At 71.3% G+C, this 23,212-nt stretch carries 27 protein-coding genes; 9 read left to right on the plus strand and 18 right to left on the minus strand.

All coding sequences use genetic code 11. From position 1 onward, the window contains the following. Positions 1-54: 54 nt before the first annotated feature. Positions 55-276: a hypothetical protein gene (locus B9H04_RS13270; protein WP_049930415.1), complete on the minus strand. Its 222-nt coding sequence runs from the start codon at positions 274-276 to the stop codon at positions 55-57. 305 nt (positions 277-581) lie between these two features. Between B9H04_RS13270 and B9H04_RS13275 the strand changes: the two genes are divergently transcribed. Then, entirely contained in the window at positions 582-1,703 is a 1,122-nt protein-coding gene (locus tag B9H04_RS13275) for an asparaginase (protein WP_049930413.1), read from the plus strand. A 107-nt stretch (positions 1,704-1,810) separates the two neighbouring features. Continuing rightward, complete coding sequence (locus tag B9H04_RS13280) at positions 1,811-2,998, plus strand: hypothetical protein (RefSeq protein WP_049930411.1); 1,188 nt, start codon at positions 1,811-1,813, stop codon at positions 2,996-2,998. A 30-nt stretch (positions 2,999-3,028) separates the two neighbouring features. Here B9H04_RS13280 and B9H04_RS13285 read toward each other — a convergent pair whose 3' ends face one another. The 9 genes from B9H04_RS13285 to cheB all read right to left on the minus strand — a co-directional run bounded on the left by B9H04_RS13285 (position 3,029) and on the right by cheB (position 13,123). Then, positions 3,029-4,285: a carbohydrate kinase family protein gene (locus B9H04_RS13285; protein ID WP_085682784.1), complete on the minus strand. Its 1,257-nt coding sequence runs from the start codon at positions 4,283-4,285 to the stop codon at positions 3,029-3,031. After that, entirely contained in the window at positions 4,282-5,253 is a 972-nt protein-coding gene (locus tag B9H04_RS13290; RefSeq protein ID WP_049930407.1) for a ribose 1,5-bisphosphate isomerase, read from the minus strand. The genes B9H04_RS13285 and B9H04_RS13290 overlap by 4 nt, the downstream gene beginning before the upstream one ends. Positions 5,254-5,312: 59 nt before the next feature. Then, positions 5,313-6,005, minus strand: coding sequence for a class II aldolase/adducin family protein (locus B9H04_RS13295; protein WP_049930405.1), 693 nt, complete (start codon positions 6,003-6,005; stop codon positions 5,313-5,315). Then, entirely contained in the window at positions 6,002-6,715 is a 714-nt protein-coding gene (locus B9H04_RS13300; protein WP_049930404.1) for an HAD family hydrolase, read from the minus strand. The genes B9H04_RS13295 and B9H04_RS13300 overlap by 4 nt, the downstream gene beginning before the upstream one ends. 78 nt (positions 6,716-6,793) lie before the next feature. After that, positions 6,794-7,666 (minus strand): CheF family chemotaxis protein, encoded by an 873-nt coding sequence (locus B9H04_RS13305; protein ID WP_049930402.1) that lies wholly within the window; start codon positions 7,664-7,666, stop codon positions 6,794-6,796. After that, positions 7,667-8,881 (minus strand): HEAT repeat domain-containing protein, encoded by a 1,215-nt coding sequence (locus B9H04_RS13310; protein ID WP_049930400.1) that lies wholly within the window; start codon positions 8,879-8,881, stop codon positions 7,667-7,669. Next, positions 8,881-9,699, minus strand: coding sequence for a CheR family methyltransferase (locus B9H04_RS13315; protein ID WP_049930399.1), 819 nt, complete (start codon positions 9,697-9,699; stop codon positions 8,881-8,883). Before B9H04_RS13315 ends, B9H04_RS13310 begins: the two co-directional genes overlap by 1 nt. Then, positions 9,696-12,029, minus strand: a complete 2,334-nt coding sequence (locus B9H04_RS13320; protein WP_085682785.1) for a chemotaxis protein CheA — start codon at positions 12,027-12,029, stop codon at positions 9,696-9,698. The genes B9H04_RS13315 and B9H04_RS13320 overlap by 4 nt, the downstream gene beginning before the upstream one ends. Further along, entirely contained in the window at positions 12,029-13,123 is a 1,095-nt protein-coding gene (gene cheB, locus B9H04_RS13325; RefSeq protein ID WP_211216857.1) for a chemotaxis-specific protein-glutamate methyltransferase CheB, read from the minus strand. Before cheB ends, B9H04_RS13320 begins: the two co-directional genes overlap by 1 nt. A gap of 102 nt (positions 13,124-13,225) precedes the next feature. On the opposite strand from cheB, the gene B9H04_RS13330 reads away from it, so the two are divergent. The 4 genes from B9H04_RS13330 to B9H04_RS13345 all read left to right on the plus strand — a co-directional run bounded on the left by B9H04_RS13330 (position 13,226) and on the right by B9H04_RS13345 (position 15,563). Further along, on the plus strand, positions 13,226-13,699 hold the full coding sequence (locus tag B9H04_RS13330; protein ID WP_049930396.1) for a chemotaxis protein CheW: 474 nt from the start codon (positions 13,226-13,228) through the stop codon (positions 13,697-13,699). Between the two features lie 124 nt (positions 13,700-13,823). After that, complete coding sequence (locus B9H04_RS13335) at positions 13,824-14,519, plus strand: RAD55 family ATPase (protein WP_049930394.1); 696 nt, start codon at positions 13,824-13,826, stop codon at positions 14,517-14,519. Beyond that, positions 14,519-14,911 carry a hypothetical protein gene (locus B9H04_RS13340; RefSeq protein WP_049930392.1) on the plus strand — a complete coding sequence of 131 codons (393 nt, stop codon included), beginning with the start codon at positions 14,519-14,521 and terminating at the stop codon, positions 14,909-14,911. The genes B9H04_RS13335 and B9H04_RS13340 overlap by 1 nt, the downstream gene beginning before the upstream one ends. Positions 14,912-14,954: 43 nt before the next feature. Then, a complete protein-coding gene (locus B9H04_RS13345) occupies positions 14,955-15,563 on the plus strand; it encodes a DUF7504 family protein (protein WP_049930391.1) in 609 nt (202 codons plus the stop codon). 52 nt (positions 15,564-15,615) lie between these two features. Here the strand turns inward: B9H04_RS13345 and B9H04_RS13350 are convergent, their stop codons facing one another. After that, positions 15,616-16,206: a hypothetical protein gene (locus B9H04_RS13350; RefSeq protein WP_085682786.1), complete on the minus strand. Its 591-nt coding sequence runs from the start codon at positions 16,204-16,206 to the stop codon at positions 15,616-15,618. A gap of 132 nt (positions 16,207-16,338) precedes the next feature. Between B9H04_RS13350 and glmM the strand changes: the two genes are divergently transcribed. Next, entirely contained in the window at positions 16,339-17,703 is a 1,365-nt protein-coding gene (gene glmM, locus B9H04_RS13355; RefSeq protein WP_049930388.1) for a phosphoglucosamine mutase, read from the plus strand. A 308-nt stretch (positions 17,704-18,011) separates the two neighbouring features. Here glmM and B9H04_RS13360 read toward each other — a convergent pair whose 3' ends face one another. Together B9H04_RS13360 and sufU are read right to left on the minus strand one after the other, a co-directional pair. Further along, positions 18,012-18,728, minus strand: coding sequence for an Sjogren's syndrome/scleroderma autoantigen 1 family protein (locus tag B9H04_RS13360; RefSeq protein WP_049930387.1), 717 nt, complete (start codon positions 18,726-18,728; stop codon positions 18,012-18,014). 88 nt (positions 18,729-18,816) lie between these two features. Next, entirely contained in the window at positions 18,817-19,239 is a 423-nt protein-coding gene (sufU, locus tag B9H04_RS13365) for a Fe-S cluster assembly sulfur transfer protein SufU (RefSeq protein WP_049930385.1), read from the minus strand. 82 nt (positions 19,240-19,321) lie between these two features. On the opposite strand from sufU, the gene B9H04_RS18785 reads away from it, so the two are divergent. Continuing rightward, on the plus strand, positions 19,322-19,459 hold the full coding sequence (locus tag B9H04_RS18785; protein WP_155120029.1) for a hypothetical protein: 138 nt from the start codon (positions 19,322-19,324) through the stop codon (positions 19,457-19,459). Between the two features lie 197 nt (positions 19,460-19,656). Here the strand turns inward: B9H04_RS18785 and B9H04_RS13370 are convergent, their stop codons facing one another. The 5 genes from B9H04_RS13370 to B9H04_RS18790 form a co-directional block, all read right to left on the minus strand. Further along, positions 19,657-20,043, minus strand: a complete 387-nt coding sequence (locus B9H04_RS13370; protein ID WP_049930383.1) for a thioredoxin family protein — start codon at positions 20,041-20,043, stop codon at positions 19,657-19,659. 99 nt (positions 20,044-20,142) lie between these two features. Continuing rightward, positions 20,143-20,358: a CbaC protein gene (locus B9H04_RS13375; RefSeq protein WP_085682787.1), complete on the minus strand. Its 216-nt coding sequence runs from the start codon at positions 20,356-20,358 to the stop codon at positions 20,143-20,145. Beyond that, positions 20,355-22,145, minus strand: a complete 1,791-nt coding sequence (locus B9H04_RS13380) for a b(o/a)3-type cytochrome-c oxidase subunit 1 (RefSeq protein WP_049930380.1) — start codon at positions 22,143-22,145, stop codon at positions 20,355-20,357. The genes B9H04_RS13375 and B9H04_RS13380 overlap by 4 nt, the downstream gene beginning before the upstream one ends. After that, entirely contained in the window at positions 22,142-22,651 is a 510-nt protein-coding gene (locus B9H04_RS13385; RefSeq protein ID WP_007345352.1) for a cytochrome c oxidase subunit II, read from the minus strand. The genes B9H04_RS13380 and B9H04_RS13385 overlap by 4 nt, the downstream gene beginning before the upstream one ends. A 6-nt stretch (positions 22,652-22,657) precedes the next feature. Then, positions 22,658-22,834, minus strand: coding sequence for a hypothetical protein (locus B9H04_RS18790; protein ID WP_007345353.1), 177 nt, complete (start codon positions 22,832-22,834; stop codon positions 22,658-22,660). A gap of 97 nt (positions 22,835-22,931) precedes the next feature. Here B9H04_RS18790 and B9H04_RS13390 point away from each other — a divergent pair, with 97 nt between their 5' ends. Next, positions 22,932-23,132, plus strand: a complete 201-nt coding sequence (locus tag B9H04_RS13390) for a hypothetical protein (RefSeq protein ID WP_049930378.1) — start codon at positions 22,932-22,934, stop codon at positions 23,130-23,132. The last annotated feature ends 80 nt before the right edge of the window (positions 23,133-23,212 follow it).

Consider the following 23,212-nt stretch of genomic DNA (forward strand, 5'->3'; position numbering starts at 1 on the left):
GTGTCCACGCGACGCCTCGGCGGTCGGCGAGCGGTCGAGTCGGCGGCGGCGGTCTCAGCGCTTGTGGTCGTGACCGAGCGCGAGCGCGAGGGCGTTCGCGAACAGCAGGGCGACGAACAGCTGCCCGGTGCCGCCGTCGAGGCCCGCGTACAGGAGGGCGGGGTACGCGGCCGGGATGGCGATGGCCGCCCAGAAGGCGGCGGCTTTCACGGTGCCGGTCATCAGCCCGGCGAGCCGTTCGCCGGAGGCGATCTGCGTGGGAGCGGGGGTTGACATGGACACCTCTCCGTAGGAAGGGGGACCACATATAGCCCGACGAGGGTTCGACGAATTTCACCACGTTTCTCGGTCGGTTTGGACGTTTTAAAACCCGCTCAGATATATTTTAACTGTTTATCGGCTCCGCTAATCCTTTGTTTCGAGATCTGTGCCGAACCGAGGGTTTCGGAGCGTCTGGGCCCGCGGAGCAGTCCGACCGCCGCGAGCCGCCGGTAGTCGACCCCGGTCGCGGTCCGGCGCGCGCCGAGCCGAGCGCCTGCCGCGGTACCAATCGCTTTGTCCGTCGGGGAGCGAGGACCGGTATGACCGAGACCGATCACCGCGACCGGCGCGGCGACTCGAACGGCCGGCGCGGCAGCACCGGAAGCGACCGAGAGCGACCCGCGGCGCGAACCGACGGCGGTCGCCCGGGCGTGGCGGTGGTGGCCTGCGGCGGCACTATCGCCTCGGAACCGGGCGAGGACGGTGCGGCGCCGGAGAAGACCGGCGACGACCTCGTGGCGGCGGTGCCGGCCGTGAGCGACCACGCGCGGGTGACGGCCAGAGAGGTCTGCTCGCGGCCGGGGTTCGACGTCCGGTGGCGCGACGTGCTCGCGACCGCGGCGGCGGCGCGCGAGGCGGTGGGCGAAGGCCCGGACCGGACGGGCGTGAGCGCGGACGAGGCTGCCGACGGCGTCGTCGTCACCCACGGGACGGACACCCTGGCGGACACCGCGTTCGCGCTGGACCTCCTCACGGACCTCGACGCGCCGGTCGTCGTCACCGGCGCGCAGCGGCGGCTCGACGAGCCCTCCAGCGACGTACCGGCGAACCTCGCGCTCGCGGTTCGGGCGGCCGCGGACAGCCGGTTCTCGCGCGGCGTCCACGTCGCGTTCGACGACGAGCTCCACGCCGCCCGCGACGTCGTGAAGGGCCACAGCAACGCGCTGTCGACGATGACTTCGCCGGGCGCGGGTCCGGTCGCGACGTTCACCCGCGCCGCCTCGCGCGTCGTCCGCACCCCCGAGCGCGGCGTCTCGGTCGATCCCCTCGCAGACGCCGTCGAGGGTGCTGAGGGCGTGCCTGAGGTCCCGGTGATCCACTCGGGCACCGGCGTCGGTGCGGGCGCGCTCGAACGCGCGCTCGACGCGGGGGTCGGCGGGATCGTCGTCGAGGGGACCGGTCTCGGGAACGTCACCGGGGCGCTCGGAGAGGCGATCGGCGAAGCGGTCGAGTCCGTGCCGGTCGTCGTGGCCGGGCGCCCGCCCGCCGGGCCGACGGAGCCGGTGTACGGGACCGCCGGCGGCGCCGTCACGCTCGCCGACCACGGCGTCACGTTCGCCGGCGACCTCCCGGCCCCGAAGGCGCGCGTCGCGCTCGCGCTCGGCCTCGCCGCCGACCTCGACGCCGAGGGGGTCGAGGCGCTGTTCGCGCCGCCGGCGTAGGCCGGCCGGAACGCGTCCCGCGCTCCCGGACCGGCCGCGGACCGGTTGGTTAGACGCGCGTTTGCGTCTACAGGAGGGACTTACGTATCGACAGCGTACCGCGAGGTATGACTGGTCTCACGCGGCGAGCGGCCCTCCACGGCGTCGCCGTCGGAGGCGTCGCCGCGCTCGCGGGATGTACCGAGGCGGGCGACCCGATCCCGGGCGGAAACGGAACGGACGGCGGCGACCGACGCGACGGCGACGGTAACGCGAGCGACGGCGGGGACGGCGGCGACGGGGTGACGACGGCGGTTCAGCAGGTCGGCGCGGCCCTCTCCGGGCCGGCGTGGAACCGGAACGAGCGACGCGGGTTCTGCGCGCTGATCACCGAGGAGCACGGCGAGGGCGCGGGGCTGTTCGACGACGCGCCCGAACGGGTCCGCGCGTTCGTCGAGGAGACCGACTTCGCGGCGTCGAGGCTCTGCTACGTCGAGTCCGTCGGGCCGGACACCTGTCACGACGAGATCGCGTTCGGCGGGGTCGCGGTCGAGGACGGGACCCTCGTCGCGAACGCGACGGTTCAGGGGCCGGGGGGCGACGATGTCACCTGCGGCGAGGCGATCACCTACTCGGCCGCGCTGCTCCGGGTCACGAGCGATCCCCTCCCCCGGGCGGCGCGGCTCTCGGTCACCGACGGCTGGGGCGAGACCGGGACGGTGCGCGACGCCGACGGAATCCGCGACCCGGAGGGGCTCGCCGGGGAGATCCGACCCGACCACGGGCCGTCGAACGTCCCCGCCTCGTTCGACTGCGACGCGGAGGGGGCCGAGCGTCACCCACAGCTCTACGAGGGCGGCGTCAACTGGGGCGGCGCGGGCGGGGTCGGCACTGGCGCCGGCGGCGACGGCCCGCTCGCGCTCCGCGTTGTGATCCCCGGCGACGACGCCCCCGGGTCCGATCCGCTCGCGATCGGCCGCGGGACTGCGTTCCGGATCGAACTGACGAACGTCTCCGGTCGCACGGCGTACGTCGGTAGTCGCGGGCAGTACAACCTGGAGGTCCTGACCGAGGCGGGCTGGACCGAGCTCCGCGCGACGGAGGGCGACCCCGCCGTCGGCTACGACGACGTGGCGATCGGCGTCCCGCCCGGGGGGACGCTGACGTGGGAGTTCGAGATGAGCGAGTCCGGGCTCGTCGGGGACGGGCCGCAGGCGGACGCGTTCCGGGTCTGTCCGGACCTCGTTCCCGGCCGCTATCGGTTCGTCTTCTTCGGCGCCGACGACCTCGCCGTCGCGTTCGACTACGAGGACTGACGCGGCGGCCCGGCGTCAAACCGCGGCGTCTCAGCCGCGGACCTCGATGAGGAGGTCCGTCTCGGGCGACTCGCCCATCCGGTCCCGCACGCGGTCCCACGAGAGGTCCGTGCGCGCGGTCACCGACTCGGTGGCGACCGCGCCGCAGGCGTTGCCGACCAGGATCGGGACCTGGTAGTCGCGCGGGTCGTGCGAGAACCCGTCGCCGGTGATCTCCGGCTCCCGCAGCGCGGCCGCGAGGAACCCGGCCGCGAAGGCGTCGCCGGCGCCGGTCGTGTCGACCGGGTCGACGTCGAACCCGGGGTGCGAGACGCTGCCGTGCGGCGTCCGCACCGTCGCGCCTTCGTCGCCGAGCTTGATCGCGACGACGCGGTCCTCCGGCTCCCACGGATCGACGTCCGTGGCCGCCGCGAGCGCGTCGGCCTCCCGGTCGTTCACGAAGAGCACGTCGCTCGCGTGGAGCGCGGCGTCGAACTCCCGGTCCGCGACGCGGCGCCCGGGGTCGAAGCTCCGGGTCGCACCCGCCTCGGCGGCCGCGGTCGCGAGCGCCGCGGCGGTCTCGGGCTGCTGGCCGGTGGGGTGGAGGTGGTCGGCGGCTGCGAGCGTGTCGCGGTCGAGCCCGGCCGCGGAGAACGACTCGTTCGCGCCGTCGTTCGCGAGCATGAGCAGCTCGCCGCCGCCGTCGACGATGACGTACTTCACCGAGGTCGGCTCGGCGGCGTCGACGAGTACCTGACCGGGATCGACGCCGGCGCTGGCGAGCTCGCGCAGCGCCAGCGCGCCCGACTCGTCACCGCCGACGCTGCCGTAGACGACCGACTGGCCGCCGAGGTCGACGAGCCCGACCGCGACGTTCGCGGCGCTGCCGCCGCCGGACTGTTCGAGCCGGTCGATCCGCGTCTCGCCGTCGGGCTCGGGGAGGCGGTCGACGTGGATCGTCACGTCCCAGTTGATGTGGCCCGCCGAGACGACCTTCGGGACGCGGTCGGCGTCGTCGGGGTTCAGGTCGGGGTCGCGGTCGACCGACGGGTCGACCCCGTCGCCGGCGGGGGGCGCACCGCCGTCGGCAGCCCCGTTCCCCGCGGCGTCGTTCCCCGCGCCGTCGTCGGCCGCCCCGTCGGTCGCGGTGCCGCCGTCGCCGTCCCCTCGATCCTCGGAACCTTCGCCCTCCCACTCGTCGACCTCGCGGCCCCACGCCGCGACCGTCTCGTCCCAGTCGTCGACGCCCTCGCCGTCGCCAGGTTCGGACGCGATGTCGTCGTCGCCCGCGCCGTCGCGTCCGCTCATGGTTCCGCCCACGGCTCGGCCGCGCCCTCGCCGAACAGCTCCCGCATCAGCGTCACGATGCTCTCGGGCGGGAACTGCCCCTGCTCGGTGACGATCGCGTCCATGTACCGCGGCGGCGTCACGTCGAACGCTGGGTTCTCGACCGCGACCTCACCGATCTCCCCGCGGGTCTTGGCGTCGATGACCTCGCTCTCGTCCCGCATCTCGATCTCGACGGTGTGGCCCGTCAGCGTCTCCGGGTGGAGCTTGATCGTCTGTGCCGCGGTCATGATCGGGACGCCGCGTTCGCGGGCGTTGACCGCGAGCCCCGAGGTGCCGATCTTGTTGATGACGCCGCCGTCGGCGGCGATCGAGTCCGCGCCGACGACGACGTGGTCGACCTCGTCGAGGTACCGCCGCGCCGCGGAGTCGACGATGAGCGTGACGGGGACGCCCGCGTCGCGGAGCTGTTCGGCGGTGATGTGGCCCTGCTGGCGCGGGCGCGTCTCCTTGACGACCGCCGAGATCGACTTCCCCTGCTCGACGGCCGCCTCGATACACGCGAGCGCGTCGGTGGAGTGGCAGTGGGTCATCACCGTGTCGCCGTCGGCGAGGCGGTTCGCGCCGACCCGCCCGAGGTCCTCCTGCGCGCGGTCGAGCTGGCGGACGAACGCCTCGCTCGCGTCGGCGACGCTCAGGCGGAGTCGGTCGACCGAGTCGCCCTCCATCCGCTGGAGGACGTATCGGAGCGCGTTGGGCAGCGACACCGCGGTCGGGCGCGTCTCGCGGAGCGTGCGGGCCGCGGCGCGCATCGACGCGCGGAACGCCGCGGGGTCGCTCGCGGTCGCGTCCGCCGCGGCCGCCGCCTCCGCCTGCTCGGCGAGGGCCTCGGCGGCCGCGGAGGCGATGGTCGCCGCGCCGCGGATCTCCATCGTCGCGATCGACTCGGCGGTCTCACGGACCGCCGGCGCCGGCTCCGTGTCTGTCATACCGATCCGGTAGCCGCCCGTGTATTTATAAAACCGGCCGACTGCCGGCGCCGCCGCCCCTACTCCGCGTCCGGCTGCTGGCCGTAGCTCTCGAACCGCTCCTCGACGGTCGCCATCTGCTCGTCGGTGAGGACGTGTGGCTCGCCGACCGCAGACGCGCGCAGGTAGAGCCGGCAGATGTCCTCGACGTGGCGGGTGTTCTCGACCGCCGTCTCCACGTCCGGGCCGGTGACGACGAGCCCGTGGTTGGCTAAGATTGCGGCGTCGGAGTCCGCCTCGGCCATCGCGGCGACGACGTTCGCGGCCAGCTCCTCGGTCCCGTACGGCGCGTAGTCGGCCAGCGGCACCTCACGGCCGACCGCGGCGATCATGTAGTGGACCGGCGGGAGCTTCCGGCCGAGCGTCGCCATCGTCGTCGCCCACGGCGAGTGGGTGTGGACGATCGCGCCCGGCCGGTCGTGCCCGTAGATGCCCGTGTGCATCGGCACTTCGCTCGACGGCGCCATGCGCCCGGCGAGCCGCTCACCGTCCAGCGACACCACGGGCACGTCCCCCGCGTCGAAGGAGTCGTAGGGGACGCCGGTGGGCGTGACCGCCACCGCGTCGCCGTCGCGGACGCTCAGGTTTCCGGTCCGGCCGGGCGTCAGATCGGCGAGCGCCGGCGCGTACTCGACGACCGCGTCGCGCGCCTCGCGCAGGAGGTCGGGGTTCGCTCCCGGCTCGGGGTCTCCCACGGCGTCATCGCGGGTCACGCCGCCACCTCCGTCAAGTCGGTGAGCGCGTCGAGCCGACGGTCGGGGCGCTGCCGCGCCGAGAGGTCCGCCTCGGCGGGCGCGTCGCCGTCGGCGACGAAGAGGGCGGTGTCGAGACCGACCGCGTTCGCGCCGGCGACGTCCGTCTCGGGGTTGTCGCCGACCGCCAGCGCCTCGCTCGGCCGGCGGTCCAGCTCGGCGAGCGCGGTCGTGAACGGGAGCGCGCTCGGCTTCTCGCGGCCGACCTCCTCGGAGGTGACGAGCAAGTCGATCCGGTCGTCGACCCCGAGCGCCGTGAGCTTGCGCAGCTGGATCCGCGTCGTGAGGTTGGTCACGACCGCGACGTCGATCCCGGCCGCGTCGAGCGCGTCGAAGGCCGGTTCGACGCCGTCGCAGGGCGACATCTCCGCGAGGAATCCGTCCCAGTAGGCGTCGCCGGCCGCCAGCGCGGCCGCGGCGTCCGGCTCGCCGGAGCGACGGTACAGCCCGCGCTTGAAGTAGACGTGCCGGTCGTGGCAGGCGGCGGTGGTTCGCGTCTCGCGTTTCGCCTCCCGTCGACCGGTCGCGTAGAGGTCGTCGAACGCCGCGCGGTCGAGCTCGTACCCGCGCTCGCGGAGGGCGTCGAGCGCGGCCCGCTTGCCCGCCTCGTTACAGGGGGCGTACGGGTACAGCGTGTTGTCGAGGTCGAAGAGGACCGCCTCGTAGCTCATGGGCGGACTCGACGCGGCACCGACTTAACTGTGATTCGACGCGGCGACACCGCGCGGTCGAGAAGCGGAGACCGCGCCTCACTGCTCGTTCATCGCCTCGCTGGCGATGTTGCGGCCGCGGGAGTTGAGCGCCACCTCGCGGCGGATCCGGACCTCCTCGACCACTTCGAGCTCGACCAGCCGCTCAAACGTCTCCTCGACGTCGTCGACGTCCATCCCGAGGAACGAGGGGATCTCGAACGGCGAGACGCCGGAGTACAGCGCCATCAGCACCTCGCGGTCGCGGCTGGAGAGGTCGACGTTCGTCGACGACCGCTCCTCGCCCTTCCGGAGCCACGACTCGACGAACCGCATCCGGCTCGGGTCGCCAGCGACGTGCGTCTCGATGCTCGTCCCCTCGTCGTCCGTGTGCGACACCTCGATGACGGGCTTTTTCTCGCCGTTCACCGTGCGCTTCGCGGCGTCGAGCCCGCTGATGTCGTCGAGGTCGAACTTCACGAACGCGCCGCGCTCCAAGGCGGCGTTGAGCCCGTTCTCGTCGATCTTCACGCGGGCCTGCTCCCACTCGGTGTCCTGGACGACGCCCCCCTCGATCGCGGGGTGTTTCGCCATCACGGTCTTCTGGTCGAGCAGGGCGCGGTAGACGTCGCGCTCGAACGACTCGTGGTCGGAGGCGGCGACGAGCATGACCTGATCGCCTAAGTCGAAGCTCACGTAGTTGGAGACGCGCGCGACGGACTGGTTCGCGTCGTGGCGGCCGCCGAGCCGCTCCAGCTTCGACAGCGGAATCGTCCGCTTCCCGTCGTTGCCGGCCAGGATTAGCCGCCGGTTCGAGAGCAGGACGCGCCCGGGCGTCCACGAGACGTCGCTCACCTTCCGCCCCTCGCGGACCGCGACCGCGAACTTCGCCTGCGTGTCGGTGATCTTGTACTCGCCCTGGTCCTGCGCCATTTACGGACCCCCCGCGCGGAGCTTCGAGACGGCCGAGAACACGCGCTTCCTGACGGCCTGACTGTCGTCGTCCGCGTACTCTTCCAAGCGGTTGAGCGTCTCCTGTCCGCCGATCTGTCCGAGGACGAACACCGCCTTCGCGCGGGCGTCCTCCGGGTGTTCGGGGCTCAGCTTGTCGAGCAGACGGTCCTCGACGACCGGCCCGCCGAGGCTCTTGAGGCTCGTGGCCGCGAACTGCGCGGTCTGCGGGTCGTCGTCCGCGAGCGCGTCGGCGAGCGCCTCCACCGCCGTCGACGCGTCCGGGTCCGCCACCCGGCCGAGGATCCACGCCGCGTTCCGCCGCTGGCGGCTCTGCTGGCCGTCGGTGAGGATCTCGACGAGCGGCTCGACGACGGTCGCGTCGTCGGCCGCCTTCAGCTCCGAGACCACCTGGTCGCGGACCGCGTGGCTCTGTTGGGTGGGCACGTTCGAGAGCAGCTCGATCACCGAGTACACCGCCGCGTTGCGCACGACCGCGCTCTCGTCGCCGAGCGCCCGCGCGAGCGGCTCGACCGGTTCGGGCGTGCTCGCCTTCCCGAGGGCCCCGGCCGCGATCCGGCGGATCGACTCGTCGCCGTCGTCGAGCAGGTCCAACAGCGGCGACAGCGCCTCGTCGGTGCCGATCGTCCCCAGCGCGTTGGCCGCGGCGCGGCGCACGCGCGGGTCGTCGTCGTCCAGCCGCTCGCGGAGGCCGGGGACCGCTCGGGCGTCCGCGAAGGTCCCGCAGGCCTGCGCCGCGCGGAGCCGGACGCGGGCGTCCTCGTCGTCGAGCGCGCCGACGAGCGGCTGGACCCCGCTCGCGTCGTCGAGCCGCCCGAGCGCGTTCGCTGCCGCCATCCGGAGCTCCGGGCGGTCGGCCTTCAGCGCGCGGGCGAACTTCCGCGCGGTGACCCACTCGGCCTCGGCGTCGCCGCCGCCGCCCGTGAGCTCCTCAAGGAGCTGTTGGAGCGCTTCCTCGCCGATCGCGTCGAGCGCGTCGACCGCCGACCCGCGGACCTCTGGGTCGTCGTCCGTCGTCGCCGCGCGGAGCAGCCCGTCGACCGTCGCCTGATCGCTCTCCTCGCCGACTTCGCCGAGGAACTCCGCCGCCCGCCGCCTGACGGCCGCGCTGTCGCTGCCGAGCGCGTCCCGGAGGCGCTCCGCGTTCCCGTCCCGGGCGTGCTGGTACAGCGACATCAGCGCCTCCCGAACACCCGTCGTCGCTTGTCGATCGGTTCGTAGCGGTCGGTGCGGTCCGGGGGGACGCTCTCCGTCATCCCCAACACTAAGACGCCGTCGTCCGCCAGCGACGCCTCCAGCGTGTCGAACAGGGCGGCCTTGTGGTCCACGTCGATGTAGATCAGCAGGTTCCGGCACAGCACCACGTCGAACGGGTCGCGGGCGCCGTCGCGGATCAGGTCGTGCGTCTCGAAGTCGACGAGGCGCTTGACCGCCGGGCGCACCTGAAACGTGTCCTCGTCGCGCTCGACGTACTTGTCGGGGTCGGAGAGCGGCTCCAGCTCCTCGGCGATGTCCGTTGTGCGCGTCGTGTGGTAGACGCCCTCGCGGGCGTTTTCGAGGGCTTCCTCGCTGATGTCGGAGCCGAGCACCTCGATCCGCGACTCGTCGATCTCCGGGTCGTCCCGGGCCAGCATCGCGACGGAGTACGGCTCCCGGCCGTCCGCCGAGGGCGCGGACCAGACGCGGACGCGCCGCTGGTCTGCGGTCCGCTCGCGGAGCACGTCCCGGAGCACGTCCCACATCTCCGGGTTTCGGAAGAACTCCGTCACGTTGATCGTGAGCGCGTCCATCAGCGCCTGCCGCTCGTCGGCGTCCTCGCGGAGGATCCGCTCGTACTCGGCGTGCGACTCCGTGTCGCGCCGCCGCATCCGCGCCGTGATCCGGCGGTCGAGGTACGACTCGTTGTAGTACCCCGGCTCGAACGGCACCGTGTCGTCGATCTGCCGGAGGACGCCTTCGAACGCCGTCTCGCCGTCGTCCGCCGACCCGCTCATAGGCTCACCACGTCGAGGACGGCCACGACGTCCCCGTCCCCGAGGACGGCCGTGCCGCTGAGGCCCGGCGTCCCCGAGAGCGGGCCGTCGAGGGGTTTGACGACCACTTCCTCCTGGTCTAGCACCGCGTCGCAGTGGAGCGCGACCTTGCGCGTCTCCTCGCGGATCCGGACGAGCATGCCGTCGTCGCTCGGGCCCTCGCCGGACCCGTCGGGCGCCGCGGGGTCGGCCGGGACGAACCCGTCGTCTCCCGGCTCGTCGGCCGCGACGCCGCCGTCGGCGGCTGGCGTCTCCGTCGGCCGTTCCGCCGCGGTCGGATCGATCTCGCCGAGACGTTCGTTCAGCCGGACGACGGGGTAGAGGTCGTCCTCGTGTCTGACGACCTCGTCGCCGTGGACCTCCTCGACGTCGTCGGCGCGGGCGACCTCCGCGATCGACTTGATCGGGATGCCGTACTCCGTGCCGCCCACGTCGACGAACATCACCTTCACGATGGCGACGGTGACCGGGAGCCGGAACCGGACCGTGCTCCCCTCGCCGGGCTCGCTCTCGATCGAGACGGAGCCGTCGAGGTCGCGCGCGGTCGTCCGGACCACGTCCATCCCGACCCCGCGGCCGGAGACGTCGGTGACCTCCTCCGCGGTCGAGAAGCCGGGGTGGAAGACGAGGTCGTACACCTCGTCGTCCTCCATCGCCTCGACCGCCTCGCGGCTCTTGACGTCCTCGTCGACCGCCTTCTCGCGGAGCTGGTCGGGGTCAAGCCCGCCGCCGTCGTCCGACACCTCGATGATCACGTGGTCGCGCTCGCGCTCCGCCGTGAGCGACACGTGGCCGGTCGGGTCCTTCCCGGCCGCTTCGCGCTCCTCGGGCGACTCGATCCCGTGGTCGACCGCGTTCCGCAGGACGTGGACGAGCGGGTCGCGCATCTCCGTGAGGATCGTGCGGTCCAGCTCGACGTCGTCGCCCTCGATCTCGAAGTCGATCCGCTTGTCGAGGTCCCGCGAGATGTCGCGGACGAGCCGCGGGAACGAGTCGGACACCTGCGAGAACGGGATGAGCCGCATGTCCATCGCCGTGTCTTGGAGGCTGGAGGCGAGCTTGTCGAGCTCGTCTAAGGCGTCCGACTCCGCGTCCGTCCCCTCGATCTCGCGGCGGAGCTTGATCCGGCTCGTCACCAGCTGCTCGACGAGCCCGTACAGCTCGTCGACCTGATCGACGTCGACGCGGATCGACTTGATCTCGTCGCCGGACTTGGAGTCGGTCCCGCCGGCGGACCCGGAGTCGTCCGACGGCGAACTGGAGTCGTCAGCGGACGGCTCGGCTTCGCCGTCGTCGTCGGACTGGTCGGGCTCGTCGTCCGCGTCGGCCGCGGCCGGCTCCGCCGCGCCTGCGGCGTCGAGCTCGCCCGAGTCAGCGGCGCCGGGGTCGGCGGGTTCGGGCCCGGCGTCGCCCGACTCGGCGGCTGACTGCTCGGGGGCCGCCGATTCGGCGTCCGGGTCGCTCGATTCGACCTCGGCGGCGGCGCCGCCGCCGACCGCGGCCGCCGTCACCGCCTCGACCTGCGTGAGCGCCCGGGGCCCCTCGGCGACGACCTCGGGGTCGGCGCCGCCGACGAAGGCGTCGAACCCCTCGTCGTACTCGCCGTCCTCCAGCGCCTCGGGCGCGGGATCGGTGACGTGCCCGTCGAACTGCTCGTCGAGGGCTTGGAGGACGAGCGCCGCGTCGACGCCCGGCATCTGGGCCTCGCCGATCGTCACGTCCGCGTACGCGACCGGGTCCGGGAGGTCGTCCGCGGCCGCCGGCGGCTCCGGCACCGAGATGTCGGGGGCCTCCCCGTCCGCGTCGGCTTCGGTTCCGCCATCATCGTCACCGCCGGCGTCGCCTTCGTCGGCCGCGGCATCGCCGGCGCCGCCGGCCGAATCGCCGTCTCCGCCGGCGTCGCTCCCGCCGACGGTGCCGTGCTCCTCCATCTCGCGCAGGCGCGATTCGAGGTCGGAGGGGTCCGTCGACACCTCGCCGGTGTCGGCGATCTCGTCGACCATCGCCTCGACGGTGTCGACCCCCTCGAAGAGGAGGTCCATCAGCTCGGGCGTCACCTCGCGCTCGCCCTGTCGGACCGCGTCGAGCAGGTCTTCGAGGGCGTGCCCGAAGTCGGAGACGCCCTCGTACCCCATCGCCGCGGCGTTGCCCTTCAGGGTGTGAGCGACGCGGAACACGTCGTCCATCGCCTCGGCGTCCTCGGGGTCCGCTTCGAGCGCGAGCAGGGCGTTGTTGAGGTCGGTGATCCCGTCTTCGGCCTCGGCGACGAACGCGGCGCGGTGGGAGTCCATCAGGCCTCACCCCCCACTATCGCGCCGGCGACGTCGTCGAGGTCGCACACCGCGTCGACGCCGCCCGTCTCGACGGCGCGCTTCGGCATGCCGTAGATGACGCAGGTGTCCTCGCTCTGCGCTAGCGTGTACGCCCCGGCGTCGGCCATCGCGCGGATCCCCTCGGCCGCGTCCGAGCCCATGCCGGTCAGCACGACGCCGACGAGCGGGTCGTCGATCACCTCGGCCGCGGAGCGCATCGTCACGTCCGCCGCGGGGGTGACAGTGTGGGAGTCGTCGTCTTCGTCGAGCTTCACCTGGAGCCGCCCCGACCGGTAGCTGTCGATGCGTGTGTGGCTTCCGCCGCGGGCGACGAGCGCCTCGCCGGCGCCGATCCGGGCGCCGTCGCTCGCCTCCCGCACGTCGTACGCTGAGGCCTCGTCGAGCCGGTTCGCGAACCGCGAGGTGAACGCCTCGGGCATGTGCTGGACGATCACCACGCGGCAGTCCGCCATCGGCAGCGCCGACAGCACGCGCTCGACCGCGTTCGGGCCGCCGGTCGAGGCCGCGATCACGACCGTCAGCGGGCCGTCGACGTCCGCGGCGTCCGCCTCCGACGCGGCGTCCGGCGAGCGCGACGCCGCGGCGCTCGGATCGTCACGCTCGCGGGTCGCGGCGTCGAGGTCGGCGTCCGCAACCGAGCGCACCGCCTCGACGAGCCGGTCCGACTCCCGCGAGACGCCGGTGGACACCTCGCCGCCCGGCTTCGCGAAGAAGTCGACCGCGCCCCGGTCGAGCGCCTCGAAGGTGACTTCTGCCCCCTCGTCCGTGTGCGCGGACAGCATCAACACCGGCGTCGGCGTCTCCTCCATCAGGCGCTCGACGGCTTCGAGCCCGCCCATTCCGGGCATCTCGACGTCCATCGTCACGACGTCGGGGCGCGTCTCGGCCACCACCGAGAGCGCCTCCTCTCCGTCCCCCGCCTCGCCGACGACCGCGACCCCGGCGTCGCTCAAGAGGTCGCTTATCAATCCCCGCATGAACGGAGAATCGTCGACGACCACCACCCGCGGCGACCCGTCCCGACCGCCGCGCCGATCCGTCGTCCTGCTCATACTCCACAGCGCGCCCAGAATCAGCATAAATCCACGGACCCAGTAATCACCCCTGATAATTCAGGGAACACGGTTATTTGTCGGTTCACCGCAGGTACAGGCATGGCAGCCACAGAGGCGGACGCCGAACCGACCAAGGTGCTGGAGTTCGGCCTGGGCGACGGGACGTACTGTCTGGACATCGGCGTCATCGACGAGATCGTCGACGCCGGCGAGCTCACGCGGATCCCCAACTCGCCGGACCACGTTGAGGGCGTCATGGACCTCCGCGGCCGGACGACGACGATCGTCGACCCGAAGACGCTGTTCGACATCGACGAGGCCGGTCCGCGAGAGCGGATCGTCGTCTTCGACGACGACGAGATCGACGAGGGCGGCACGGTCGGCTGGATGGTCGATGAGGTGTTCCAGGTTCGCGACGTCTCGCCCGAGGACGTCGATCAGAGCACTACCGTCGAGGACGAGGGCGTCCGCGGTATCGTCAAGTCGGACGACCGGTTTGTCGTGTGGGTCTCGCCGGACGTCGACGAGGCCATCGCAGGCGACCTCGACGACGTCGAGGCCGCGGAAGCGTAGCCGAGAGGGCGGAGCGAGCGCCGGGCGACCGCGTCGGCGACCCCGTCGGCGTCCGCCGGCGATCGGTTCTCACGGGTGAGAACCGGGTGCCAACGCTTATCAGCCGTCCAACGGGTCCCTACGTATGCGCGTCTCAAGCGGCGTCCCGGGGTTCGACGACCTCGTCGACGGCGGGTTCCCCGAGGACCGCCTCTACGTTGTCAGCGGCCCGCCCGGGAGCGGGAAAACGACGTTTTGCTCACAGTTCGCGGCCCAAGGCGCTCGGAACGGCGAGGACGTCCTCTACATCAGCATGCACGAGACGAAGGACGGGATCCGCGAGGACATGAGCGGCTACGACTTCGGGTTCGACCGCGCGCTCGACTCCGACCGCGTCACCTTCCTCGACTCCTTCTCGTCGGACGGCCGGCGCTTCTTCGGGCTCCCCGGCGACCGCCGCGACCGCTCGGGGGTCACCAACCGGCTCACCGGGTTCATCAACTCCCGCGACATCGACCGCGTCGTCTTCGACTCGACGATGCTGCTGCGGTTCCTCTTAGACGACGACGAGGACACGATGATCCAGCTGCTCTCCTCGCTGAAGCGGACCGACGCGACGACGCTTCTGATCTCCGAGATGACCGACCCGAGCGCGTACTCCGAGGAGCACTACCTCGCGCACGGCGTCGTCTTCATGCACAACTACCTCGAAGACGAGGGGATGCGCCGCGGGGTCCAGGTGCTGAAGATGCGGGGAACGGACGTCGACACCGACATCCAAGACGTGGAGTTCACCGACGGCGGGCTCCGCGTCGGCCCGGCGGCGACGGTGACGCACTGATGTACGACCGCACGTTCGGCACGGAGTGGGACGACCTCTCCCGCGAGGAGGCGGTCGAGCGCGCCTTCGCGCTGGGCGTCGCGGCCGGCGTCGACAACCCCCGCCCGGAGGAGCTCGACCGCGTGCTGGAGACGTTCTCGGGGAGCTACGACCGGAGCATCGTCGAGCTGGCGTACGACGAGGGGCGAACGAAGGCGCTGGAGGCGAAGGCGGAGCGGGACGACCCGGAGGACGAGGCTGTCTGGTCGTCGCTCGTCGACGGCGCCGGCGCACCGCGCGAGTCTCCGGTGCCGGCCGCGCTCCCCGGGGCGATACGCGAACTGACACTCACCGACGGGCCGCGGGAGGGCCCGCCCTCGTCGCTCGACCTCCCCTCCATGCTTCGAAAGTGATCCCTCGGAAGGGTTTTACCCGACACACTCTCACGTCCACAAAATGACTGTGCTTCCCGACGCTGTCCGCGGTGCCGACAGCGTCCTCATCAGCGGTCCGCCGATGAGCGGGAAGTACGACCTGTTCAACCGGCTGCTCGCGGGGTGGTCCACGGGCCCGGTCGTGATCTCGACGGGACGGACCGCGGAGAAGATCCGCGAGGACTACGAGGAGCTGACGGGGGCGGACGGCGACGACGTGGTCGTCATCGACTGCGTCACCCACGAGCAGGGCGACAAGCGCGAGGACACGCCGGCGACGAAGTACGTCGCCAGCGCCGGCAACCTCACCGACATCGGGATCAAGTTCACCGACATCGTCGAGTCCTCCGTGGGCCGCGACCGCGCAGTCGGCGTCTACTCGCTGTCCCAGCTGTTGATGTACTGGGAGCCAGAGCGTATCTACCGGTTCACCCGGGTAATGACCTCGCAGACCTCCGGCGAGGGGTGGCCGTTCGTCGGGGTCGTCGGCTCGACCGCCCACGACGAACAGGTCGTTCACACCCTCCACGAGCCGTTCGAGGTCGTCGTCGAGACCCGCGTCGACGACGACGCGCGGGAGTTCCGCGTCCGTGGCCGGGTCGGCCAGCCGTCGGACTGGGAGCCCTTCTGAGCCGGGAGCCGCACCGTGGCCCGAGATCTCCGCGGCTCGCGTCGAACCGGCCTCACCCCACCAGTTCGAACTCCGCGCCGATCGGGGGCGCGTCGACGAGCCCCCAGTAGACGAACCGGTAGGTGCCGTCGCCCAGCGGCGGGCAGACCTCCAAGTCGACGCCGTCGACCGCGTCGGCGATCGCCGACTCGGTCAACGTGATGTCCCAGGAGTACGCCGAACTCGTGTCGAGCGCCGCCTCGGTCCGGGGGAGTTCGACCGCCTCGCCCGAGGTGGAGCCGCGGATGTCGAGCCACCCCTCCCCCGTCTCGCGCTGGAGCGAGTAGGTGGATTCGCCGAGCGTGGCGGCGGGAGCGTCGCCGGTGTTCCGGAGGACGAGCCGGAGCGACTGGCCGTACGTCTCGGTCGCTCCCTCCGTGGAGAGCTCAACGGTCGTCTCGTCCGTCTCGACGAGGGTCTCGGTGACCGACGCCTCGAACGGCTGACCGAGGCGGACGAACCCGTCGTCGTCGCAGGTCAGCGTCGCCGGCGTTCCCTCCGGGCCCTGCGGTCCGTCGCCCGCCGCGAAGTCGAGACAGCCCGCCGTCGCGACGGACAGGGCGAGCGCGCTCCCGGCGAGCGCGTCGCGTCGCGTGTGGTCCATACGGGTCGAACGAACGCCACCGGCATGAACCGCACGCGTCGTCGCGGGAACGACCGCGGATGTCGGTCGAGCGACACGCGACCGGCCGAGCGGTTCGGAACCGCTTTCCCCTCGGCCGGCGGATGGCCCCGCATGGAGCTGTTCGGATCGAGTGGCATCCGCGGGGTCGCGCTGCGGTACCTCACGCCCGCGCTCGTCCTCGACATCGCGAAGGCGGCCGGAACGGTGTGGGACGCCGACCGCGTCGCCGTCGCGCGCGACACGCGGACCACCGGCGAGCTGTTCGCGAACGCGGCCGCGAGCGGCCTCGCCGCGGTCGGCTGCGACGTCGACCGCCTCGGCGTCGTGCCCACGCCCGCGGTCGGGAACTACTGCGAGGCCGACGGGGTCCCCGCGGTCCTCGTCACCGCCTCGCACAACCCGCCGGAGTTCAACGGCATCAAGCTGGTGGGCGCCGACGGCGTCGAGCTCTCCGTCGACGTGTTAGAGCGCATCGAGCGGCGCGTCCTCGACGACGAGTACGACCACGCCGACTGGCGGTCGGCCGGCGCGACGACGCCGATCGATGGCGCCGTCGACGACTACGCCGACCAACTGACCGCTGCGGTCGACCGCGAGGCGGTCGCGGACGCCGACCTCACGGTCGCGGTCGACCCCGGTCACGGCGCGGCCTCGGTCGCGTCCCCCCGGATCTACCGCGAACTCGGCTGCGAGGTGTTGACGGTGAACGCGACGCCGGACGGCCACTTCCCCGGCCGCGACTCCGAGCCGGTCCCCGAGAACCTCGCGGACCTCTCGCGGCTGGTCGCGACCTCCGACGCCGACGTGGGGATCGCGCACGACGGCGACGCAGACCGTGCCGTCTTCGTCGACGAGCGGGGGCGGTTCGTCGACGGCGACACCTCCTTCGCGGCGCTGGCGGACGCCTGTCTCGAACCGGGCGACGCAGTCGTTAGCGCGGTCAACGTCTCCCAGCGGCTCGTCGACGTCTGCGCCGCCAACGACGCCGACCTCGAACTGACACCCATCGGCGCGACGAACATCATCACCCGGACGCGCGACCTCCACGACGAGGGGGTCAACGTCCCCATCGCGGGCGAGGGGAACGGCGGGCTGTTCTTCCCGCCGTACCGGCTCTCGCGGGACGGGGCGTACATCGGCGCGCGCTTCCTCGAACTGCTCGCGGCCGCGGACGGCGCGCCCGTCAGCGAGGTCGTCGCGCCGTACACCGACTACCACTTCGTGCGGGAGAACGTCGAGTACGCGGACGACGACGAGCGCGACGAGATGCTCTCGGCCGCCCGCGCCTACGTCGAGACCGCCGACGCGGAGCCGAACACGACGGACGGCTATCGGCTCGACTACGGCGACGCGTGGGTGCTGGTCCGCCCCTCGGGCACCGAGCCGAAGATCCGGATCTACGCCGAGTCCGCCGACGCCGACCGCGCCGAGCGGCTGGCGGCGGACATGCGCGTCGCCGTCGAGAGCGGGCGGTAGCGCAGGCTATTTGATAATCGAAACTGCGGTGGCGCGTGCCTGCGAGCGGCCGCCACCGGCGGCCGCGAGACAGCACGCGCGAGGGACGCGGCGACCGGAGCGAAGCGGAGGGAGCCGCGAGGTTGGGGAGGCGTGAGGCGCGGTCGCGGGGCTTTGGCGGTGATTGCCGGCGATCCGCAGTCGACTACTTATAAACGGTCGGCCGAGACTCTGGTGGGGCTCGCCGCCGATCTACCGGGATCAGGTTGTTAACCGACAGCCGAGACCTCGACCGCGGCCGCGACACGGAGACGTGTCTATAAGTAGCGTCAGTCCAGCGCCGCCAGCGCCTCGGCCGCCTCGCGGGCCGCTTCGAGGTGGTCGCGGGCGCGCCGCGGGTCGTCCGTCTCCTCGGCGGCGCGGGCGAACCGCGTCAGCGTCCGGGTCAGCGACGCGCGGGCGGCGCCGACGCCCTCGGCGTCGTCCGTCAACTGAGGCGGGGTGGGTCGCCCGGACTCAGGCGGTCGGGAGTCGGGCCGCCGCGGCTCGGGCCGCTGGGAGTCGGACTGCTGCGGCGGCGCTGACCCCTGCGGCGGCGCCGACCCCTGTGACTGCACGGCGGCCGAGCGGGAGGGCCGCGACCCTGCGCTCTCGGTCGCACCGGACTCGGTCGTGGCGGAATCGGTCACACCGGAGTCGGCACCCACCGAGCCGTTCTCGGCGACGCCGTCCGCCGCGCCGGCGTCCACGTCCGGCGGGGCTCCCGTCGCCTCGGTGCCTCCCGCCGCGTCCGGCTCCGCCGCGGTCCCGGTCGCCTCGTTCGCCCCCGCCGCGCCGCCGGCCTCGTTCCCGCAGGTGGGACAGAACTCGCGACCGTCGTGACGGAAGATGGGGTCGCCGCACTCCTCGCAGTGGCGGTTCGTCATCGTCGCGCCCTTCAGGAGGAGCTCGGACATCCGCTGGGTGTGCTCGCGCTTCTGCTCGTCGTCCGCGAACTTCTCGCGGAGCTTCTCGCGTTCCGCCTCCTTGTCGAAGTCGTCGCTCATGGGCTGACGAACGTGGTTCGCGGGCAAAAGTCCGGTGGGCTCGGGACGAGCCGTGGCGGGAGCCGACGGGCGCCGTCGGCCCGCGGGCTCACTCCTCGGTGACCGTCCGGTCGTCGGGGTCGAGCTCGCCGCGGTGGATCTTCGCGCCGTCCTGCGCGACCTGTCGCCCCAGCACCGCGCACTTCACGCGCATCGGCGAGATGTCGACGCCGAGCATCTCGGTGACGTCGTCGGTGTCGAGCCCGTCGAGTTCGTCGACGTTCATCCCGTGGAGCCGCTCCGAGAGCATGCTCGCGGAGGCCATCGAGATGGCGCACCCGTCGCCCGTGAACCGCACCGCCTCGATCGTCTGCTCCTCGTCGTCGAGGTCCACGTCCATCCGGATCGTGTCGCCACAGGAGGGGTTCTCGCCGACGTGCGTGAAGTCCGGATCCTCGAGTTCCCCGTAGTTTCGCGGGTTCTTGTAGTGGTCGAGGATCTGCTGTCGGTACATGTCCGAGCCCAGTCCCATACTGACGCACAGTACGCCGCTCCGGCTCAAAAGGGTTCCGTCGAGCGCGATCGTTTATAAATAGGTGAGAGTCAAACGACGAGTGAGTACGGAAAGTGCGGTGGCGCGCACCTGCGAGCGGCCGTCAGCGGCGGCCGCGAAGCCAGCACGCGCGAGGGAGGCGGCGGGCCGGCGCGGCGGCGCCGGCGCCGGTGTGTCCGCCGAGGCTGGGGAGGTGTGAGGTGCGGGGCCGAGCGGTACGGGGTGGCACTCGAAGGGGCAGTCGTGAGGCGGGCAAAGGCGGTGTACGTACCACAGCGACAGAGTGGAGCGACTGAGCGAGGAACGCAACGAGCGTGCGTCCGGCTCGCGACTGGGGCTTCAGTGGTGTTCGTCGGCGACCCCCGGAACGAGTCCAAACCGACACATCAGCCTCGGTCAGGCCGCGTGCTCGTCGACCCACGCCGTCAGGTCGTCGCCCGAAATGAACCCGTCGGCGCGCCGCGCGACCGGCTCGCCGTCGACGAAGAGGACGAACAGCGGGACGCTCCGCACGTCGAACCGCTCGACCAGCGGCGGGTCGTCGCGGGGATTCACCAGGCCGACCGCCAAGTCGGCCTCGGCGCCGCGGGCCACGTTCCCGATCACCGGCTCCATGCTGGCACAGATGCCGCAGCCGTCGGTGTAAAACTCCACGAGCGCGGCGTCCGCGTCGGCGACGAAGGCGTCGAGAGCGTCCTCGTCCGCGAGCGAAACGGGCCGGTCGGTGCCGGACGATCCGGAGGAGGGCGCCTCGGAGGCGTTCGAGGCAGTATTGGATTCCATACGCATTATTGGGCGTCGACGGTGATAACTGCTTCCGTCGACGCGGTCGGCGTCGGAGAGAAGAGCGCGAGGGCGCGTCGGCGGGAATGACCGGCGTCGCTACGCCGGTTCGTCGGGCTCGGGCTCGGTCCGCCACCCGCCCTTCAGCGTGACGTACCAGACGGAGGCCCCGGCGAGGACGAAGACGGCCCCCATGTACGGGATGATCGGCAGCTCGACACCGACGAAGTCGAGCACGGTCCGGAGCTCGTAGACGACCACGCCGAAGATCGCGCGCGTCACGAGCAGCCCGCCGCGAGAGATGTCGACGCTCATCGGACCACCTCGACGACCGAGGCCGAGAGGTCGGCGACGGCGCCGAACAGCGGGGCGGCCGCATCTGCCAGCGCGTCGAACAGCGGCGCGAGCCACACCGGATAGGTGCCGACGCCCGGTCCGAGCAGTCCGCCGCGGTTGATGATCGCCGCGATCGGCAGCGCGTACGCGAGGACGACGAGCGTGAGCGCGATGCCGACCCACAGGCGGAGGTTATCGAGCACCTGCGGCGCGTCCTCCGCGCCGGAGACCGGACTGGGGAGCGGCTCCGCGAGCCCGGACACCTTCGGGTTCCCCATCGTCAACACGAGGTTCCCGAGGAAGAGGATCGTCGAGACGAAGAGCAGGGTCCCGCCGATCGCGATCTGGATGTTGAGCTCCTCGAAGCCGCCGAACATCGTCGGGTAGTCGAAGCCGGAGTACTCCGGCTCGGCGGTGCGTCGCGGGACGCCGAGGAGCCCCTGCGCGTGCATCGCGTTCGACATCAGCGCCATGCCGATGAACCAGAGGACGACCTGGAACAGCCCGATCTGGCTGCTGTAGATCGGCTTGTTGCTGATCTGCGGCCAGATCCAGTAGGTCCCGGCCATCATCGTCAGCGCGACCGCGGTCCCGACGGTGAGGTGGAAGTGACCCGGCACCCACAGCGTGTTGTGGATGAGGTAGTTGATGTTCATCCCGGCGTTGACCATGCCCGAGAAGCCGCCGGCCGCGAACATCAGGCCGGCAAGCATCATGCCGGTGAACTCCGGCTTGCGCCACGGGAGGTTCGTGAGCCAGCCTAACAGCCCGGTGCCGCCGCGCTGACGGGCGCCGTACTCGACGCTCGCGACGACCGTGAACGCGGTGAGCAGGCTGGGCAACAGCAGGAACATCGTGTTCGTCATCGAGATGAACTTGAACCCCTCGGCGATCCCCGGGTCAAGGTACTGGTGGTGGATCCCGACCGGCGTCGAGAGGAGAACGAACAGCACGAACACGACCCGGGCCAGCGGGTCGCTGAAGAGGCGGCCGCCGGCGATCTTCGGCAGGACGGTGTACCAGAGCATGTACGCCGGCATGAGCCAGAAGTAGACGACCGGGTGGCCGAAGAACCAGAACAGCGTCCGGGTGAGCGTCGGGTTCACCTGGTCGATGAAGCCGAGCGACCACGGGAGCAGGAACAGCAGGACGGAGGCGGCGACGGCGGACGAGGCGATGTACCACATCGTCATCGTCGTCAGCACCATGAACGTCTGGAGCGGGATCCGCTCGTCGGGGTGCTCGCGCCGCCACGCGAGGAACGTCCGGAACCAGTCGGCGCCCGCGATCCACGTCCCGACGATGAACACGGTGAGCCCGGCGTAGAACAGCGGGTGCGCCTGAAGCGGCGCGTAGAACGTGTACAGCACGTCCGCGCTCATGTCGATGGAATCGACGAACCCGGCGAGGATCGAGATCCCCGTGAGCGTCATGCCGGTCGCCATCAGCCCGTACCACGTCCACGTGATCTTGATGTTCAGGAGCGGCCGGTCCAGACTGCGCGTCAGCGCCCAGGTGAACAGCCCGACGAGGAAGAATATCGTGAAGCTGATCACCATGAACACGCCGTGCGCGGTGAGGACGGTGTAGTAGTCGGTCGAGGGGATGATCCGCGCGACGTCGGTCCGGTGGAGCGTCTGGATGATCCCGAAGATCGCGCCGAGCAACAGGGCGAAGAAGGAGCTCAGGAAGGCCGCGCGGACGACCCGCGCCTCGTCCGGGAACTTGTCGACGAACGTCTGTTCGGACTCGATGGCGGTGCTCATTCTGAGTCACCTCCGCGGCTCTCGAACTCCGACTGGCTCACGACGTTGATCTTTCCTTCCATGACGTGGTGACCGGCGCCGCAGTACTCGTTACAGACGAGCCCGTACTCCGTCGGCTCCTCGGTCTCGACCGTGATCTCCGAGACCTCGCCGGGGACGGCCATCGTGTTCGCACTCGTGCCGACGACCTCGAAGCCGTGTATCACGTCGCGAGAGGTGACGTGTAACGTCACGGTGCTGTTCGCCGGCACGACGATCGGAGACGGTTCGAAGCCGAACTGGTAGGCGACGATGTACGCCTCGTACTCGTTTTCGCCCACCTGCTCGACGCGGGGCTCGGAGAACCGCTCGTCCTCGTCGAGCGCCGCGGCGTCGACCGTCGACTGCGAGTCGGCGACCATCGCCACGCCGGGACCGACCGCCCCGTAGGTCACGGTGCCGATGAGCGCGAGAATCAGGACGATCGACAGCGCGAGCCAGAGCTTCTCGTAGGCGTGAATGTGCACGTGTGATCACCCCACCACGACGAGGTCCCGGCCGAGGAACTCTACGAAGTAGATGTACACCCACGCGAGTACCAAGATTGCGAAGTAAATTCCGATGAGCGTGAGCGTGCCGATCGGGTCGAAATCCTCTCCCTCGCCGCCGACATCGTCAGTCGGAGCGTTTGCTGCCTCACTTTGGCCCATAGGCGACTTTGACAGTAGAGAGCCATATAAGATCTACCCGTTCTCGCACCCTGAAAACACGGGTGTTATATATTTCCGGCGAGCGCATGGTTACGGCATGGACTTCTCGATCCAACAGGCCGTACTCCTCGTCCTCGGCGGACTCGTCCCCGCGATGGTGTTCATCGCCGATCGGGCGGAGTTCGTCGTGGCGGTGACGCTGGTGAACGTCCTGCTCATCTGGGGGAGCCTCCGGATCGCGACCGGCGGGGCCCTCCCGGGGTTCGCCGGCGACTCGGCCGACTCCGAGCACGCGTAATCGATCACGAACCGCGGGACCCGCCGCCCCCGGTCCTCTGACCGCCCCCCCGCTCTCCCCTATACCCACCCGACCCTGCC

Origin of the sequence: Halorubrum ezzemoulense DSM 17463 (genome assembly GCF_002114285.1) — an archaeon.
Lineage (GTDB): Archaea > Halobacteriota > Halobacteria > Halobacteriales > Haloferacaceae > Halorubrum > Halorubrum ezzemoulense.